This is a genomic window from Pseudomonas sp. REB1044 (assembly GCF_038813925.1).
In the GTDB taxonomy this organism is placed as follows: Bacteria; Pseudomonadota; Gammaproteobacteria; order Pseudomonadales; family Pseudomonadaceae; genus Aquipseudomonas; species Aquipseudomonas boreofloridensis.
The window spans coordinates 343,221-359,624 of record NZ_CP046139.1 but is presented as its reverse complement, the minus strand read 5'-3'; the positions used below and the strand labels follow the sequence as shown (position 1 = coordinate 359,624).

The 16,404-nt window shown below is 66.9% G+C and carries 13 protein-coding genes and 1 pseudogene; 6 read left to right on the top strand and 8 right to left on the bottom strand.

What is annotated here, in order from left to right; all coding sequences use genetic code 11:
* Positions 1-10 precede the first annotated feature (10 nt).
* Genes GKC70_RS01625 through GKC70_RS01615 form a run of 3 tightly spaced genes read left to right on the top strand, consistent with a single transcriptional unit; the run spans position 11 to position 3,680 of the window.
* A complete protein-coding gene (locus tag GKC70_RS01625; protein WP_342650255.1) occupies positions 11-1,825 on the top strand; it encodes an ATP-binding protein in 1,815 nt (604 codons plus the stop codon).
* Positions 1,822-3,228: a sigma-54 dependent transcriptional regulator gene (locus tag GKC70_RS01620; protein WP_342650254.1), complete on the top strand. Its 1,407-nt coding sequence runs from the start codon at positions 1,822-1,824 to the stop codon at positions 3,226-3,228. The genes GKC70_RS01625 and GKC70_RS01620 overlap by 4 nt, the downstream gene beginning before the upstream one ends.
* Positions 3,225-3,680: a YiiD C-terminal domain-containing protein gene (locus GKC70_RS01615; protein ID WP_342650253.1), complete on the top strand. Its 456-nt coding sequence runs from the start codon at positions 3,225-3,227 to the stop codon at positions 3,678-3,680. Before GKC70_RS01620 ends, GKC70_RS01615 begins: the two co-directional genes overlap by 4 nt.
* Before the next feature lie 13 nt (positions 3,681-3,693).
* On the opposite strand, the gene cysQ is transcribed toward GKC70_RS01615, so the two are convergent.
* Positions 3,694-4,521 (bottom strand): 3'(2'),5'-bisphosphate nucleotidase CysQ, encoded by an 828-nt coding sequence (gene cysQ / locus GKC70_RS01610; RefSeq protein ID WP_342650252.1) that lies wholly within the window; start codon positions 4,519-4,521, stop codon positions 3,694-3,696.
* A complete protein-coding gene (gene nudE, locus GKC70_RS01605) occupies positions 4,518-5,084 on the bottom strand; it encodes an ADP compounds hydrolase NudE (protein ID WP_029612833.1) in 567 nt (188 codons plus the stop codon). Before nudE ends, cysQ begins: the two co-directional genes overlap by 4 nt.
* Positions 5,085-5,149: 65 nt before the next feature.
* Here nudE and yrfG point away from each other — a divergent pair, with 65 nt between their 5' ends.
* A complete protein-coding gene (yrfG, locus tag GKC70_RS01600; RefSeq protein ID WP_342650251.1) occupies positions 5,150-5,812 on the top strand; it encodes a GMP/IMP nucleotidase in 663 nt (220 codons plus the stop codon).
* A 43-nt stretch (positions 5,813-5,855) separates the two neighbouring features.
* Here yrfG and lysM read toward each other — a convergent pair whose 3' ends face one another.
* Entirely contained in the window at positions 5,856-6,290 is a 435-nt protein-coding gene (gene lysM, locus GKC70_RS01595; protein WP_342650250.1) for a peptidoglycan-binding protein LysM, read from the bottom strand.
* Positions 6,291-6,467: 177 nt separating this feature from the next.
* Between lysM and fdhD the strand changes: the two genes are divergently transcribed.
* A complete protein-coding gene (gene fdhD, locus GKC70_RS01590; protein ID WP_039581379.1) occupies positions 6,468-7,298 on the top strand; it encodes a formate dehydrogenase accessory sulfurtransferase FdhD in 831 nt (276 codons plus the stop codon).
* Between the two features lie 4 nt (positions 7,299-7,302).
* Positions 7,303-9,656, top strand: a pseudogene (locus tag GKC70_RS01585) (FdhF/YdeP family oxidoreductase).
* A gap of 57 nt (positions 9,657-9,713) precedes the next feature.
* On the opposite strand, the gene GKC70_RS01580 reads toward GKC70_RS01585, so the two are convergent.
* From GKC70_RS01580 to GKC70_RS01560, 5 genes are read right to left on the bottom strand one after another with little or no spacing between them, the layout of a single operon-like run.
* Positions 9,714-10,961, bottom strand: a complete 1,248-nt coding sequence (locus GKC70_RS01580; RefSeq protein ID WP_342650249.1) for an FAD-dependent oxidoreductase — start codon at positions 10,959-10,961, stop codon at positions 9,714-9,716.
* Positions 10,962-10,963: 2 nt separating this feature from the next.
* A complete protein-coding gene (locus GKC70_RS01575; RefSeq protein ID WP_342650248.1) occupies positions 10,964-12,541 on the bottom strand; it encodes an aldehyde dehydrogenase (NADP(+)) in 1,578 nt (525 codons plus the stop codon).
* A gap of 59 nt (positions 12,542-12,600) precedes the next feature.
* Positions 12,601-13,548, bottom strand: a complete 948-nt coding sequence (locus GKC70_RS01570; RefSeq protein ID WP_342650247.1) for a dihydrodipicolinate synthase family protein — start codon at positions 13,546-13,548, stop codon at positions 12,601-12,603.
* 43 nt (positions 13,549-13,591) lie between these two features.
* Positions 13,592-14,518, bottom strand: a complete 927-nt coding sequence (locus tag GKC70_RS01565) for a 4-hydroxyproline epimerase (protein ID WP_342650246.1) — start codon at positions 14,516-14,518, stop codon at positions 13,592-13,594.
* 21 nt (positions 14,519-14,539) lie between these two features.
* On the bottom strand, positions 14,540-16,156 hold the full coding sequence (locus GKC70_RS01560) for an APC family permease (protein ID WP_342650245.1): 1,617 nt from the start codon (positions 16,154-16,156) through the stop codon (positions 14,540-14,542).
* Positions 16,157-16,404: the final 248 nt, after the last annotated feature.

Sequence of the window (16,404 nt, the reverse complement as noted above, 5' to 3'; positions counted from 1 at the left end):
GCACTTGGCGATGCTCTCGATTCCGACCCCTTCCCGACGTCCCCGCTGGCGCAGCCTGGCACTGCTGGCGCTGTGCCTGGCCCCGTTGCTATGGCCCCTGCACCACCTGGCCGAACGTTACTACCAGGACCAGTTGGCCTCGCAGAATCGCCAGACCCTCGACCTCTACGTCGCCAACCTGCTCGGCACCCTGCACCGCTACGAAACCCTGCCGCAGATCCTCGGCGACCTGCCGGCCCTGCGCGGGGTGCTGGCCGACCCGTTCCGCCTGGAGGCGGTGACCAACGCCAATCGCCTGCTGCGCGAAATCACCCAACAGACCGGCGCCGAGGTGATGTACCTGATGGACGTCAGCGGCAACACCCTGGCCGCCTCCAACTGGGACAAGCGTGACAGCTTCGTCGGTCGCAACTTCGCCTTCCGGCCGTATTTCATCGAAGCGATGCAGGGCCGGCTGGGGCGCTTCTTCGGCCAGGGCACCACCTCGGCCAAGCGCGGCTACTTCTTCGCCGCCGCCGTGCGTGACGCAGAGCGGGTGGTGGGCGTGCTGGTGGTCAAGGTGGACCTGGACCATACCGAAACCCTGTGGGGGCGCACGCCGGAACAACTGCTGCTGACCGACCAGAACGGCGTGGTGGTGCTCACCTCGCGTCCTGAATGGCGATTCCGTGCCACCCGCGGGCTGACCGAGCAGGAGCGCACGGCGATGATCGCCATCCAACCGTATCCGACCCAGGCACCGCAGCCCCTGCACCTGGAGCCCGACGCCTGGCTGACCCAGACCCGCGACATCCAGGAAACCGGCTGGCAGGTGAGCATTCTGGCGCCGCGTATGCTGGTCGATCGCTCGGTGCAGACGGTCATGGCCATCGGCGCCGCCGCCCTGCTGGTGACCATGCTCCTGGCCGGGCTGGTGATGCAGCGCCGGCGTCACTACATGGACCGCATCGAGCTGGAAGCGCGTGGCCGCCAGGAATTGGAAAACCGCGTGGTGGCGCGCACCGCCGACCTGGAATGGCTCAACACGCGCTTGAAGAACGAGGTGCTGGAGCGCGAGCAGGCGCAGCAGGAGCTGGTGCGCGCCCAGGACGAACTGGTCCAGGCCGGCAAGCTGTCGGTGCTCGGCACCATGTCGGCGAGCATCAGCCACGAGCTCAACCAGCCGCTGGCGGCCATTCGCAGCTATGCCGAGAATGCCGAGGTGCTGCTCGATCACCAGCGCACCGAGGACGCCCGTGGCAACCTCAAGCTGATCGGCGAGCTGACCGGGCGCATGGCCTCGATCATCGCGCACCTGCGCGCCTTCGCCCGCCGCGACCGCCATGCGCCGGAAAGCGTGGCCCTGCAACCGGCGCTGGACGATGCCCTGGCGCTGTTGGCCAAGCGTCGCCGGGCGATGGCGGTGGAACTGACCCGCGACCTGCCCGACGCGACCTTGTGGGTGCAGGCCGGCGAAACCCGCCTGCGCCAGGTGCTCGGCAACCTGCTGGCCAACGCCCTCGACGCCCTCACCGAAAAAGCCAATCCGCGGCGCCTGTGGCTCAGTGCTGAACAGCGCGATGGCAACGTCTACCTGTACATCCGCGACAACGGCCCGGGCTTCAGTCGCCAAGCCCTGGAACACGCCAAGGAACCGTTCTTCACCACCAAGACCCGGACCCAGGGTCTGGGCCTGGGCCTGGCGATCTGCGAAAGCCTGATGCGCGCCCTGGGCGGCGAGCTGCTGCTGGGCAACCACCCGGAAGGCGGCGCCCTGCTGACCCTGCAACTGCGCGTTGCGCCGCCGGGCGCCAACCTGCAACCCTCGGAGGATTCCTCGGCATGACCGAGCCACTGATCGACAGCCAAATCCAGGTCATCCTGGTCGATGACGATCCGCACCTGCGCCAGGCCCTGAGCCAGACACTGGACCTGGCCGGCCTCAAGGTCGCCGCCCTGGCCGATGCCCAGGGCCTGGCCGCGCGCCTGCAGCCTGACTGGCCCGGCGTGGTGGTCAGCGATATCCGCATGCCGGGCATCGATGGCCTGCAACTGCTCGAACAACTGCACGGGCTCGACGCCGAACTGCCGGTACTGCTGATAACCGGCCACGGCGACGTGCCGCTGGCGGTCCAGGCGATGCGCGCCGGTGCCTACGATTTCCTGGAAAAGCCGTTCGCCAGCGATGCCCTGCTCGACAGCGTGCGCCGCGCCCTGGCCCTGCGCCGCCTGGTGCTGGACAACCGCAGCCTGCGCCTGGCCCTGAGCGACCGCCAGCAACTGTCGACCCGGCTGGTCGGCCACTCGGCGCCGATGCAGCGCCTGCGCGAGCAGATCGGCGCGCTGGCCGGCACCCGCGCCGACGTGCTGATCCTCGGCGAGACCGGCGCCGGCAAGGAAGTGGTGGCGCGCGCCCTGCACGACCTGTCGAGCCGTCGCGACGGCCCGTTCGTGGCCATCAACGCCGGGGCCCTGGCCGAATCGGTGGTCGAAAGCGAGCTGTTCGGCCATGAGCCTGGTGCGTTTACCGGCGCGCAGAAACGGCGCATCGGCAAATTCGAGTTCGCCAACGGCGGCACCTTGTTCCTCGACGAGATCGAGAGCATGAGCCTGGATGTGCAGGTCAAGCTGCTGCGCCTGCTGCAAGAGCGCGTAGTCGAGCGCCTGGGCGGCAACCAGTTGGTCCCGCTGGATATCCGCGTGATCGCCGCGACCAAGGAGGACTTGCGCCAGTCCGCCGATCAGGGGCGCTTCCGCGCCGACCTGTACTACCGCCTGAACGTCGCGCCGCTGCGCATTCCGGCACTGCGCGAGCGCGGCGACGACATCCTGGTGCTGTTCCAGCATTTCGCCGATGCCGCCAGCCAGCGCCACGGCCTGGCGCCGCACACCCTGCAACCGGCGCAACGCGCGTTGCTGCTGCGCCACGAGTGGCCAGGGAATGTGCGCGAACTGCAGAACGCCGCCGAGCGCTTCGCCCTGGGCCTGGAGCTGGCCCTGGACGAGCAGGCCAGCGCTGCCAGCCCCAGCGCCGAGCCTCAGCGTGGCGGCACGCTGAGCGAGCAGGTCGAGCAGTTCGAGCGCTCGCTTATCGCCGCCGAGCTGAGCCAGCCGCACAGCTCCATGCGCAGCCTGGCCGAGGCCCTGGGCATTCCACGCAAGACCCTGCACGACAAGCTGCGCAAACATGGCCTGAGCTTCGCCGACGGCAGCGGCGGCCATGACGACCACGAGGAAACGCGCCCATGAGCCGCGACAGCCAATACCTGCAACAGGTCTTGCACCACGATATTCCGCTGACCGCCGAGATGGGCCTGCAGGTGCTCGACTGGCAGGCGCAACGCCTGCGCTTGGCGCTGCCTTTGGCACCCAACGTCAACCACAAGAGCACCATGTTCGGCGGCAGTCTCTACTGCGCGGCGGTGCTGGCGGGTTGGGGCTGGCTGCACCTGCGCTTGCGCGAGCTGGGCATCGACGATGGGCATATCGTCATTCAGGAAGGGCAGATCAGTTATCCGTTACCGGTCACCGGCACCGCCGTGGCCTGCTGCGAGGCGCCGCCGGACAAGGACTGGCAACGTTTCCTGGCGCTGTATCAGCGGCGCGGCCGGGCGCGGCTGACGTTGCAGACCACGGTCGCCAACCAGGGCAGCGAAGCAGCCGCTGTGGTGTTCAGCGGCCAATACGTACTGCACCGGTAGAAAGCAGGTTGTATCACTGCTTGAGGATCGTCCACAGCAGCGCGTCGCGCCACTCGGCGTCACTGGGCAGCGCCAGGAAGAAGGGATTGAGCAATGACTCGCGCGGCGGGTAGCGAAACGGCTGACCCGCCAGATCGATGACCTCGCCGCCTGCCCCTTCGAGCACGCCCTGCGCCGCTGCCGTGTCCCATTGCGAGGTCGGCGCCAGGCGGGGGTAGAAGTCCGCCAGACCTTCGGCGAGCAGGCAAAACTTCAACGAGCTGCCGATGTTCGCCAATGCCAGCTCGCCGACCGAAGCGCCCAGCGAGGCCAGCAGCGCCTCCTGCTCGGGGCTGGTGTGGCGACGGCTGGCGACCACGGTGAAACGCGCGTCGGCCGGTGCTGCGGTGCGCACCCGAATCGCCCGGGTCAGTCCGCCCGCCGTGAGATGCCAGGCGCCCAGGTCGCGTCCGCCGAAGTAGCAGCGGCCATTGGTCGGCGTCGCCACCACACCGAACACCACCTCGCCTTTGTCCACCAGGGCGATGTTGACGGTGAACTCCTCGCTGCCGGCGATGAATTCCTTGGTGCCGTCCAGCGGATCGACCAGCCACCAGCGCGTCCAGCCTTCGCGCACGGCCAGGGCGATGTCGCAGTCTTCCTCGGACAGCACCGGGATGTGCGGCGCCAGCGCGTGCAGGCCATCGGCGATGATGCGGTGCGCGGCCAGGTCGGCGGCGGTGACCGGCGAATCGTCGGCCTTGTTGCTGACCGCGACGTCGGTACGCCAGAACGGCAGGATCGCCTCGCCCGCGCGTTGGGCCAGGGTCACCGCTTCGTGCATCAGTTGCAGATCGTTCATGCGCTCAGCAGCCCCCGTTGGATCAGCAGGTCGCGGGTCAGGTACAGCGCCGCCAGGGCGCGCCCCTCGCTGAACTGCGGATGGGTGGCCAGGGCCGAGAGTTCGCGCAGGTTGACCTTGTCCACGCGCATTGGCTCGGGCTCGTCGCCCTCCAGACGTTCCTCGTACAGGTCGCTGGCCAGCACCACCTGGATTTTCTGACTCATGTAGCCAGGCGACAGCGACAGTTCGGTGAGGTGTTCCAACTGACGCGCACCGAAACCCGCCTCTTCCTTGAGCTCGCGGTTGGCGGCGGCCAGCACGTCCTCGCCCGGCTCGATCAGGCCCTTGGGCAACGACAGCTCGTACTCGTCGGTGCCGCCGCAGTATTCCTCGATCAACAGCGCATGCTCGGCATCGATCAGCGCCACGATCATCACCGCACCATAACCATTGCCGCGACCGACCAGGCGCTCGTAGGTGCGCTCGTTGCCGTTGGAGAAACGCAACTGCACGGCTTCGACCCGGAACAGACGGCTGCTGGCGACGATCTCGCGACTGAGGACGGTGGGTTTCTGGCGCATGGGTGCGGCTCCTTGGCATGAACGGGTTACTATACCGTGGCTTGCCGACCTGACGAGAGTTTCCCATGCCTGTTCTGCCCTGGTCCGCCATCGACACCGTCCTGCTGGACATGGACGGCACCCTGCTCGACCTGCACTACGACAATCGCTTCTGGCTCGACCACCTGCCCCAGCGCTATGCCGAATTGCACGGCGTGAGCCGGGCCATGGCCGAACTGGAGCTGCGCCCGCTGTTCGAGCAGCATGCGGGCACGCTGAATTGGTATTGCCTGGATTTCTGGAGCCGCGAATTGCGCCTGCCGATCCGTGAGCTCAAGCGCGAAATCGCCGACCTGATCGCCCTGCGCCCGGACGCCGACACCTTCCTGGCCGCGCTGCGCCAGGCCGGCAAGCGCGTGGTGATGATCACCAATGCCCACCGCGACTCGCTGTCGCTCAAGCTCGAACGCATTGAGCTGGCGCCCTACTTCGAGCGGATGATCAGCTCCCACGACTACGGCTACCCGAAAGAGAGCCCGCAGTTCTGGGACGCCCTGCGCGCCGACATCGACTTCGAGCCAGCGCGCAGCCTGTTCATCGACGACACCTTGTCGATCCTGCGCAGCGCAGGTCGGTTCGGCGTTGGCCATCTGCTGGCCGTGCGCCAGCCCGACAGCCGCGCAGCAGAGCGTGACACGCAGGAATTCGATGCAGTCGAGGATTATCGGGCGTTGTTACAGGGCCTGTGACGGACGCTTCGCGGGCGACCCCGCGAAGACTACCGCGCGCGGCTCAGTCGGGAATGCGCAGCACCTGCCCTGGATAGATCTTGTTCGGGTCCGACAGCATCGGCTTGTTGGCCTCGAAGATCTTCTGGTACTTGTTGGCGTCGCCATACACCCGCTTGGAGATGGCACTGAGCGTATCGCCCGGCTCCACCGTGACGAACCGCGCCGCCTTGTCGGCCGCACCACTGACGGTGATCTGTTCGTCCACCGAGGCCACGCCTTCAATGTTGCCCGCCGTCAGGACGATCTTCTCCTTCTCCTCCTGACTCGCCACTTCGCCCTTGAGAATGACTTTGTCGCCCTCGACCGAGGCCGTGATGTTCGGATTGCCCAGGCCCACGTTTTGCAAATGCTTCTTCAACTGTTCCTTGGCATTGGCAGGGGTCAGCAGTTCGATCAGCTTCTCGCCGGCTTCCTTGACGAAACTGAACATGCTCATGACGTGCTCCTTAGTAGATGAGTGCTCGGAACGGTTCAGTCTAGGCGAGGAATTCCCTGGGCGCCTGCTGCGACCAATCGACGCGGCCTATCACGGTATAGAACCTAACGATTAGACGCCGCACAGCCACTGGCACTAGGCTTGTATGCGTATACCAGCCGCCGGTGATCCGTCCCGATGAACAGCAAGCCTCCGGTCTGCGCGGCCTCAACCCCCCTGTCCCTGCCCGCCGCCAGCAACACCTACGATTATGTCCAGTTGTCCGACCAGACGGGCGAGCGTACGCCGCTGGCCGAAGAAGTCGCCCTGGCCATCGTCTATAACGGCCTGAACCAGGCGGTGATGCTGGTCAGCCCGACCGACCTGGAAGACTTCGCCGTCGGCTTCAGCATCGGCAGCGGCATCGTCGCCAACCTTGAAGACATCTACGACGTCAAGCTCTCCGGCAGCGGCTCGGCGTTGTACGCCGATGTCGAAATCTCCAGCCGCGCATTCTGGAACCTCAAGGACCAGCGCCGCCAGTTGGCCGGCACCAGCGGTTGCGGCCTGTGTGGCGTCGAAGCCCTGGAGCAGGCCTTGCCAGCGCTGCAACGCCTGCCCGGCGCGCCGCTGCCGCCGGTGCAGTGGCTGGACGATCTGCGCCGACGCATCGACGCCTTCCAGCCGCTCGGCCAGCACTGCGGCGCGGTGCATGCCGCGCTGTTCATGGACCGCAACGGTGAACTGCTGCTGGGCCGTGAAGACATTGGTCGACATAACGCCCTGGACAAGTTGATCGGCGCCCTGCTGCGCCAACGCATCGACACCCAGGGCGGCCTGGCCATCGTCACCAGCCGCTGCAGCCTGGAATTGATCCAGAAAGTCCTGCGCGCCGGCATCCAGACCCTGGTCAGCCTTTCTGCGCCCACAGGCCTTGCCCTGCAGTGGGCGCGCCAGCACAACCTCAACCTCATCCATCTGCCCAAACACAGCGCACCGCGGGTGTTCAGCCCCGCGGCGGAGTCGTAAAACCGTGACCTCCTACGAGAAAGTTCCAGACAACGCCCCTGCTTCCAGCCCTCGCTACAAGCCCTACCACGGCCCCGCCGGTGGCTGGGGCGCGTTGCGCAGCGTGGCCAAGGCCTGGGTGGGCAGCGACAACGCGCTGAAGAACATTCGCGCCCTGCTCAAGACCAACCAGCATGGCGGCTTCGACTGCCCCGGCTGCGCCTGGGGCGATTCGCCGGAAAGCGGCATGGTCAAGTTCTGCGAGAACGGCGCCAAGGCGGTCAACTGGGAAGCGACCAAGCGCCGCGTGGACGCCGCCTTCTTCGCCCGCTACAGCGTCAGCGCACTGCTCGAGCAGAGCGACTACTGGCTGGAATACCAGGGCCGACTGACCGAGCCGATGGTCTACGAGCCGGCCAGCGACCGTTACCGGCCAATCGACTGGGACGCCGCCTTCGCGCTGATCGCCGAGCACCTCAAGGCGCTGGAATCGCCGGATCAGGCCGAGTTCTACACCTCCGGGCGCGCCAGCAACGAGGCCGCCTACCTATACCAATTGTTCGTGCGCGCCTACGGCACCAACAACTTCCCCGACTGCTCGAACATGTGCCATGAGGCCAGCGGCGTGGCCTTGGGCCAGAGCGTCGGCGTGGGCAAGGGCACCGTCACCTACGACGACTTCGAGCATGCCGACGCGATTTTCGTGCTCGGCCAGAACCCCGGCACCAACCACCCGCGCATGCTCGATCCGCTGCGCGATGCGGTCAAGCGCGGCGCCCAGGTGGTCTGCGTCAACCCGCTCAAGGAGCGTGGCCTGGAGCGCTTCCAGCACCCGCAGCACCCGCTGGAAATGCTGCTCAACAGCGACCGCCCGACCAACACCGCGTTCTTCCGCCCGGCCCTGGGTGGTGACATGGCGCTGCTGCGCGGCATGGCCAAATTCCTCCTGCAATGGGAACGCGAGGCCCAGGCCAAGGGCGAGCCAGCGGTCTTCGACCACGCCTTCATCGCCGAGCATGGCCAGGGCGTGGACGAGTACCTGGCCGTGGTCGAGGCCACGCCGTGGGCGCAGATCGTCGAGCAGTCGGGCCTGACGCTTGACGATATCGAGCTGTCAGCGCGCATGTACTGCAAGGGCAAGCGGGTGATCATGTGCTGGGCCATGGGTATCACCCAGCACCGCCACTCGGTGCCGACCATCCAGGAAATCGTCAACCTGATGCTGCTGCGCGGCAACATCGGCAAGCCTGGCGCTGGCCTGTGCCCGGTGCGTGGCCACAGCAACGTGCAGGGCGACCGCACCATGGGCATCAACGAGCGCCCACCGGTGGCCCTGCTCGATGCCATCGAGCGGCGCTTCAACTTCCCGGTCCCGCGCAGCAACGGCCACAACACGGTCGAGGCGATCCACGCCATGCTCGAAGGTCGGGCCAAGGTGTTCATCGGCCTGGGCGGCAACTTCGCCCAGGCGACGCCCGACACCGAGCGCACCGCCCAGGCGCTGCGCAACTGTGCACTGACCGTGCACATCAGCACCAAGCTCAACCGCAGCCACCTGATCCACGGCCAGCAGGCGCTGATCCTGCCGTGCCTGGGGCGCACCGACATCGACATGCAAGGCGAAGGCCCACAAGCGGTGACGGTAGAAGACTCGTTCAGCATGGTTCACCCCTCCAACGGCCAGTTGCGCCCCTGTCGCGGCAGATGCGTTCCGAGCCTGCGGTGATCGCCGGCATCGCCGCCGCCACGCTGGGCAGCCATCCGGTGGACTGGAACTGGATGGTGGCCGACTACGACCGCATCCGCGACCTGATCGCCGACACCATTCCCGGCTTCACCGATTTCAACCAGCGCCTGCAAAAGCCGGGTGGTTTCTACCTGGGCAACAGCGCCGGCGAACGGCAGTGGAAGACCACCAGCGGACGCGCCAACTTCAGGGCCAACCTGCTGCCGGATAGCCTGCTCGACGAACGCGTACGCGCCAGCGGCCAACTGCCGGACCTGATCCTGCAATCGATGCGCTCGCACGATCAGTACAACACCACCATCTATGGCCTGGACGACCGTTATCGCGGCGTGCGCGGCCAGCGCGAGGTGCTGTTCGCCAACGAGGCCGACATCATTCGCCTGGGCTTCAAACCGGGGCAGAAGGTCGACATCGTGTCGCTGTGGGGCGATGAGCACGTGCGCCGTGTGCACGGTTTCACCCTGCTGGCCTTCGATATTCCGGCAGGCCAGGCGGCGGCTTACTACCCTGAGGTGAACCCGCTGGTGCCGCTGGAGAGCATCGGCGACGGCAGCCACACGCCGACGTCGAAGTTCATCGCCATCCGGCTGGAAGCCGCACGCGAAAACGGCCAGATCATTCGCGTGGCCTGACCTGCGCGCTATCGACTGCGGCCGCGCTGTTCTCCTGGGTCGCGCGGCCGCGTCGTTTCAGAAGCGATCCAGCCGATAGGCTGCCATTTCCGGGCCAGCGGCTTCATGGGCCAGACGGCCCACCCACTCGGCCGTCAGCGCGGCCTGGGTCAAACCCAGGTGCTGGTGCCCGAAGGCCAGCAACACGCGGCCCGCGCATGCTCGGTCGATCACTGGCAGCGAATCGGGCAGCGAGGGCCGCATGCCCATCCACGGAGTCGCCCCTTCGGCAGACAATTCACGCTGGAACAGGCCTTGGCTCAACCGATGCAGTTGCCAGGCGCGCGGCAGGTTGGGCGGCGCCTGCAACCCGGCGAATTCCACCGTGCCCGCCAGCCGCAGCCCGCCCTCCATGGGCGTCATGATGAAGCGGCGCTCCCAGGACGTGACCGCCACGGGCAGGCGCTGCCGCTCGTTCGGCAACATCAGGTGATAACCGCGTTCGGTGTCCAACGGCACCCGCTGGCCGGTCAATGCCTGCGTCAGGTGGGCCGAATGGGCACCGCAGCAGATCAGCACCTGTCGGGCCGCAATCCTGCCGTGGTCGCCGCTCAACTGGACCTGCTCGGCGTGCACCTGTCCGCCTTGGACCTCGGCCTGGACGAAGCGCACGCCGTGGGCCAGGGCCGCGTCGAACAGCGCACGGAGCAGCCGATACGGATCGACGAAATGTCCGGTATTGGGGAAGAACAAGCCACCGAGCAGCCTGTCGCTCAACTGCGGCGCCGTCTCGTGCAAGCGCTCGGCCGACCACAGGTCGACCGGCACCCCCTGCGCCTGCATGCGCGTGCGCAGGGCGACCAGGGGTTGCAGCGACTCGGGCCGCTCGTACACCAGCAACGAACCGTCACCACGGAACAGTTCGCCCTGCCCGATCAAGGCCAGCAATCGCTGCCATGCCGACAGACTGCCTTCGTTGAGCCGACGCAGGCCGGCCACCGTGCGCTGGTAGGGTGCCGGACGCAGGTTGAGCAACAGCCGGGCGAACCACGGCAGGGCCTTGGGCAGGTATTTCCAGTCCAGGCGCAGCGGGCCCATCGGGTCCAGCAGCATGCCCGGCAGGCGCTTGCAGATCGACCAATCGGCGATGGGAAACACCTGCTCGCTGGCCAGGTGCCCGGCGTTGCCATACGAGGCCCCCATGCCCGGCGGCTGACGATCGATCAACATCACCCGGCGACCCTGACGAGCCAGTTGCAGGGCGCAGGCAACCCCGACGATGCCTGCCCCCACCACCGCGATATCGGTATCCAGCGGCTGATCCATGCTCACGCTTCCCGTCTGCCGTCGAGCAAGCGCCTCAGCCTCAGTGGATTGCCCTGCTGCAACGCCTTGGGGAGCAAGGCATCAGGCACATCCTGGTAGCACACCGGGCGCAGGAAGCGCAGGGTCGCGGCGCTGCCCACCGAGCTAGTGCGGGCATCGGAAGTGGCCGGGAACGGCCCGCCATGGACCATGGCATCGCAGACTTCCACGCCGGTCGGCCAGCCGTTGACCAGAATCCGCCCGGCCTTGCGCTCCAGTACCGGCAACAGGCGGCGGGCGCTGTCGATATCGGCCGCGTCCAGATGCAGCGTGGCGGTCAACTGCCCTTCCAGCCGCTCGGCCACTTGATGCACTTGCCGATCGTCACGGCACACCACCAGCAACGACGCCGCGCCGAATACCTCGTGCGCGAGCCCAGGGTCGGCCAGAAACGCGTCGGCCTGGGTGACGTAAAGCTGGGCCTGGCCCTGATTCGGCCCTTGCCCGGCCAGCCCACTGGCGACGGCCTGCACCTGGGGATGGGCGCGCAGTTGGCCGACGCCAGTCTCATAGGCCTGGTGGATAGCCGGGGTCAACATGGTCTGCGCTGCGACTTGACGCAGTTGCGCACTGGCCGCGTCTATGAAGCGCTGCACGTCGGGGCCTTGACGGGCGATGACCAGGCCAGGGTTGGTGCAGAACTGCCCGGCGCCTTGGGTCACGGAGGCGACGAAACCCTGTGCCAGCGCGTCGGTCCGTGCGCCTAATGCCGCCTCGAACAGGAACACCGGATTGATGGAACTCATCTCGGCGTACACCGGGATAGGCTCCGAACGCGCCTGGGCCGCCCGGCACAGGGCGATGCCCGCAGTGCGCGAGCCGGTGAAACCGACCGCCTTGATGCGCGGGTCGCTGACCAGCGCGATGCCCACCTCATGCCCCACGCCATAGAGCAGCGAAAAAGTGCCCTCCGGCAGCCCGCAATCGCTCACCGCCTGCGCCAGCGCACGGCCCACCAGCTCGCTGGTGCCTGGATGGGCGCCGTGGGCCTTGACCACCACCGGGCACCCGGCAGCCAACGCCGAGGCGGTGTCGCCACCGGCGACCGAGAAGGCCAGGGGGAAGTTGCTGGCGCCGAACACCGCCACCGGACCGAGCGCCACCTGGCGCTGGCGCAGGTCCGGACGCGGCAACGGTTGGCGCTCGGGCAGCGCCGGATCGATCCGCACGTCCAGCCATTCGCCGGCGCGTACCACGCGGGCGAACAGGCGCAGTTGCTGGCAGGTGCGCCCGCGCTCACCCTGAATGCGCGCCTTGGGCAGGCCGGTTTCGGCGACGGCGCGTTCGACCAGCTCATCGCCCAGCGTTTCGATGCCATTGGCGATGGCGTCGAGAAACAGCGCCCGTTGCTCGAGCGTGGTTTCCCGATAGGTGTCGAACGCGGCCTCGGCCAGCGCGCAGGCCTGGGCCACCTGCTCGCGGCTGGCGCCGAGATAGGCCGGCTCCAGAGGCTGGGCCGTGGCTGGGTTGATGGCGTGAACGGCAGCGCCGACGCCGGGTGTCGAGGTCTGGCCGAGCAGCAGGTTACCGGTGAGCCTCATGGCGTCTCCTGGGCATTCGATGAAGGGGAAAACGGGCTGCGAGGCAGCCCAGGGTGGGCTCAGGCGAGGTTCTGCTCGGCCGACCAGTTGGCGTACCAGGTGCGGAACAGCGCGTACTGCTGTTCGGCGTAGTGACGCTGGGCGACGCTCAGTTCATCGCTTTCGTTGAAGTGCAGGCTGTACTCGCGGTCGCCGTTGAGCACCATCAGGTGCTTGTAATACAGCACCAGGTCGCAGCCCTCGTCGAACGACGAAAGCACGGCCAGCGCCGACTCCAGTTCACGGGCCTGGCGACGGGCACGGGCGTCGCCCTTGGCGGCTGCACGGCTGAGACTGACCAACTGCAGCACTTCGCGAGGCAAGGCATTGCCGATACCGGTAATGGCACCCGTGGCGTTGCAGTTGACGAAGCCATGCACCAACTGGGTGTCGACACCGACCATCAGCGTCACCTGGTCATCCTGGGACGTGATGTGTTCGGCGGCATAACGCAGGTCGGCACCGCCGCCGAACTCCTTGAAGCCGATCAGGTTGGGGAACGCGCGGCGCAGTTCGAAGAACAGCTCGGCGCGGGTGGCGAAGCCGTAGTAAGGACTGTTGTAGATCACCGCCGGCAGCGCCGGTGCGGCCGCCAGAATGGCCGAGAAGTGATGTTTCTGGGCGGTCGGCGAGGCGCCGCGGCTCAGCACCCGGGGAATGACCATCAGGCCAGCGGCGCCGACCTTCGCCGCGTGGGCAGCATGGGAAACCGCCTCGCGGGTGTTCACTGCGCCCGTGCCGACGATGGTGGGAATACCTGCAGCCACCAGACGCGCCACCCCTTCCTGGCGTTCGGCTTCGGTCAGCAGCGGCCAGTCGCCCATGGAGCCGCAGTAGACCACGGCGCTCATGCCCGCCTCGATCAGCGCCTGGCCCTTGCGCACCAGCGCGTCGAAGTCGGGTGTACGGTCGGCAGTGCAGGGGGTCATCAGCGCGGGCATGGTGCCGCTGAAAATGTTGTCGGTCATTGTGATTGCTCCTGAGGCTGTTCAGTGGAAGAAGAAACCGGGGTCAGATGCCCCAGGCGAACGGATCGTGCTCGTCGATCAGCAGGGTGCTGTCGGCGGTGAGGTAGGCGCGGCCGGTGATGAACGGGCGAATACCCTCGCCATGCGGCTCGTAGCGACCGTGGAACTGGCTGCCGGTGATGCTGGCCTGGGTCCAGACCTGGCCGGGCTGCAGCTTGCCGTCCGCCGCCAGGCAGGCCAGCTTGGCGCTGGTGCCGGTGCCGCAGGGCGAGCGGTCGTAGGCCTTGCCGGGGCACATCACGAAGTTGCGGCTGTCGGCATGGGGGTCGTCGGCGAACAGCTCGACATGGTCGATGGGCGCGCCCTGCTCGCCGGTGATGCCCTGCGCCTGCAGCGCTTCGAGCATCGTCCAGGTGTAGGCGGTCAACGCCTCGCGGTTGTCCAGTGCCAGACGCTGACCATGCTCGCAGACCAGGAAGAACCAGTTGCCGCCCCAGGCGACGTCGCCGTGCACCACGCCATGCCCCGGCACCGTCACCGCCACCTGGCGGCGATAACGGTAGGACGGCACGTTGCCGACGGTGATGGCACCGTCCTCGTGCAAGGTGGCGCTGACCTGGCCGACCGGCGTGTCGATCCTGTGCAGACCTGTGCCAATCAGGCCCAGGTACTGCAACGAGGCGATCAGGCCGATGGTGCCGTGGCCGCACATGTTCAGGTAGCCGGTGTTGTTGAAGAAGATCACCCCGCAGGTGGCGTCAGGCGATACCGGCGGGCAGTACAGCGCGCCGACCAGCACGTCGTTGCCGCGCGGTTCGAGCAGGCAGGCGCGGCGCCAGTGATCGTGCCGGTCGCGCAACTCGTCGCGCTGCTCGGCCAGGCTGCGCCCGTGCAAGGCGGGGAAGCCTTGCATGACCAAGCGGGTCGGTTCGCCGCCGGTGTGGGAATCGATGACGTGGAGTCGTTTCATGGGCAAGGTCCGTGGCGAAGGTCAGGAGAACGCAGCGGTGGCCGGCGGGCCGGTGACGGTGTCGGCAGCGCTTTCGCTTTCGTCATCGTCCTCCAGGCGCACCAGGGCGGCCGGCACGCCCGTGGCGGCGCCCCAGTAGTAGATTCCCAGCGCACAGACAGCGACGACGACGGTGTCCAGCGGGTGGCCGAGCACCCCCAGGCCGCCGAAGCTGCCCAGCCACGACAGCAGCAAGGTGATCGCGTAGAAGCCAATCAGCCAGGCCGAGGAGCGCACCTGCTGAGCCAGCGACAGGTGCTCGGTGGGGACGAAACGGCGGCACAGCAGGTACAGCACGAACATCGCGATCTGCAGCGTCAGCAGCCAGGACACCGTGCTCCAGCCGGACCAGTAGACGATCAGCGCCGCGATGATGAATGAAAGCGGGCCGAGCACCGCCATGCCCTTGACCCGGAACGGGCGTGGCATCTGCGGGGCGCTGCGACGCAGCGCGGCCACGCTCACCGGTGCCACGGCATAGCTGAGCACCAGCGCCGCCGAGACCACGTTGATCAGCGCTTCCCACGACGGGAAAGGCAGGGTCCAGAACACCGACAGCGCGAAGGTCAGCCACAGGGCCGGACGCGGGATGCCAGACTGTGCGTCGATGCGGGTGAAGTAGCGGAAGAAGGTGCCGGTCTGCGCCCAGCCGTAGATCACCCGGGGCGTGGCGTTCATGTAGATGTTGCCGCAGCCGCTGGGCGAGATCACTGCGTCGGCGACCACCAGGTAGGCCAGCCAACCTACGCCCAGGGCCAGGGCGATGTCGCGGTACGGCAGCGCCAGTTCGCGGGTGATCCCGGCCCAGCCGCTGGTCAGCATCTCGGTCGGTACGCTGCCTAGAAAGGCCAATTGCAGCAGGGCATAGATGGCCGTGGACAGCAGCACCGACAGAATCAGGGCGATGGGGATGGTGCGCTGGGGATTCTTCACTTCGCTGGCCACCGAGATGATCGGGGTCAGGCCCAAGTAAGCGAAGATGATGCCGCCGGCCGACACCGCCATTTCCACACCGGAGAGGCCGAACGGCGCGAATCCCTGGACCTGGAAGTTGGCGGGCTTGAAGAAGGTGAACAGCACGCCGATGACCAGCAGCGGCACGATGAACTTGAACACGCTGATCAGGTTGTTGGCTTTGGCGAAGGTTTTCACGCTGCGGTAATTGAGCCAGAAGAACAGCGCGAGCAAGGCGAACTGCACCAGCCAGCCCAACACGGTGGGATCGCTGGAAGCGGTCTTGGTCAATCCCGGGAACCAGGCAGCGGCGTACTGGCGTGAGGCGACCACTTCGATGGCGATCAAGCTGGAGAAGGCGATCAGGGTGATGAAGCCCATCAGGTAACCCAGCAGCGGCCCATGGGAGTACACCGGATAACGCACCACGCCGCCCGCCCGTGGCAGGGCGGCGCCCAGCTCGCAATAGACGATGCCCAACAGCAGCACGGCGAAACCACCCAGCAGCCAGGAGAAAATCCCGGCTGGCCCGGCGATGGCCGAGACATGGCTGGCAGCGAACAGCCAGCCGGAGCCGAAAATCGCGCCGAGGCCGATGAACGTGAGGTCCAGCAGGGATAACTGTTTCTTGAATTTGCCTGACATGGTTGCGCCTTTTTGTTGGTTATTGGATAGGCAGGTCTGATGTCACCCGAGGCGGCTAGGCGCCGTGATCGTGCTGAACGCAGGACGGCGTTGCGCAGTAACAGAGTGAACCGAGCGCGGGCTGGCTTCTTGATGGTTTTCGGCAGATGCGATGACGATATCGGCACAGTCGGCTGAAACGCTGGCGTGCCAGGGCGGGCCGCGACTAGGCTGTCGATCGCACCTCGACAGGTCTGCGCGCTTCAGGC

What these genes read in the sequence shown, in the direction of transcription:
- GKC70_RS01625 (WP_342650255.1), top strand. Translation starts at nt 11, where the DNA reads ATGCTCTCGATTCCGACCCCTTCCCGACGTCCCCGCTGGCGCAGCCTG.
- GKC70_RS01620 (WP_342650254.1), top strand. Translation starts at nt 1,822, where the DNA reads ATGACCGAGCCACTGATCGACAGCCAAATCCAGGTCATCCTGGTCGAT.
- GKC70_RS01615 (WP_342650253.1), top strand. Translation starts at nt 3,225, where the DNA reads ATGAGCCGCGACAGCCAATACCTGCAACAGGTCTTGCACCACGATATT.
- cysQ (WP_342650252.1), bottom strand. Translation starts at nt 4,521, where the DNA reads ATGAACGATCTGCAACTGATGCACGAAGCGGTGACCCTGGCCCAACGC.
- nudE (WP_029612833.1), bottom strand. Translation starts at nt 5,084, where the DNA reads ATGCGCCAGAAACCCACCGTCCTCAGTCGCGAGATCGTCGCCAGCAGC.
- yrfG (WP_342650251.1), top strand. Translation starts at nt 5,150, where the DNA reads ATGCCTGTTCTGCCCTGGTCCGCCATCGACACCGTCCTGCTGGACATG.
- lysM (WP_342650250.1), bottom strand. Translation starts at nt 6,290, where the DNA reads ATGAGCATGTTCAGTTTCGTCAAGGAAGCCGGCGAGAAGCTGATCGAA.
- fdhD (WP_039581379.1), top strand. Translation starts at nt 6,468, where the DNA reads ATGAACAGCAAGCCTCCGGTCTGCGCGGCCTCAACCCCCCTGTCCCTG.
- GKC70_RS01580 (WP_342650249.1), bottom strand. Translation starts at nt 10,961, where the DNA reads ATGGATCAGCCGCTGGATACCGATATCGCGGTGGTGGGGGCAGGCATC.
- GKC70_RS01575 (WP_342650248.1), bottom strand. Translation starts at nt 12,541, where the DNA reads ATGAGGCTCACCGGTAACCTGCTGCTCGGCCAGACCTCGACACCCGGC.
- GKC70_RS01570 (WP_342650247.1), bottom strand. Translation starts at nt 13,548, where the DNA reads ATGACCGACAACATTTTCAGCGGCACCATGCCCGCGCTGATGACCCCC.
- GKC70_RS01565 (WP_342650246.1), bottom strand. Translation starts at nt 14,518, where the DNA reads ATGAAACGACTCCACGTCATCGATTCCCACACCGGCGGCGAACCGACC.
- GKC70_RS01560 (WP_342650245.1), bottom strand. Translation starts at nt 16,156, where the DNA reads ATGTCAGGCAAATTCAAGAAACAGTTATCCCTGCTGGACCTCACGTTC.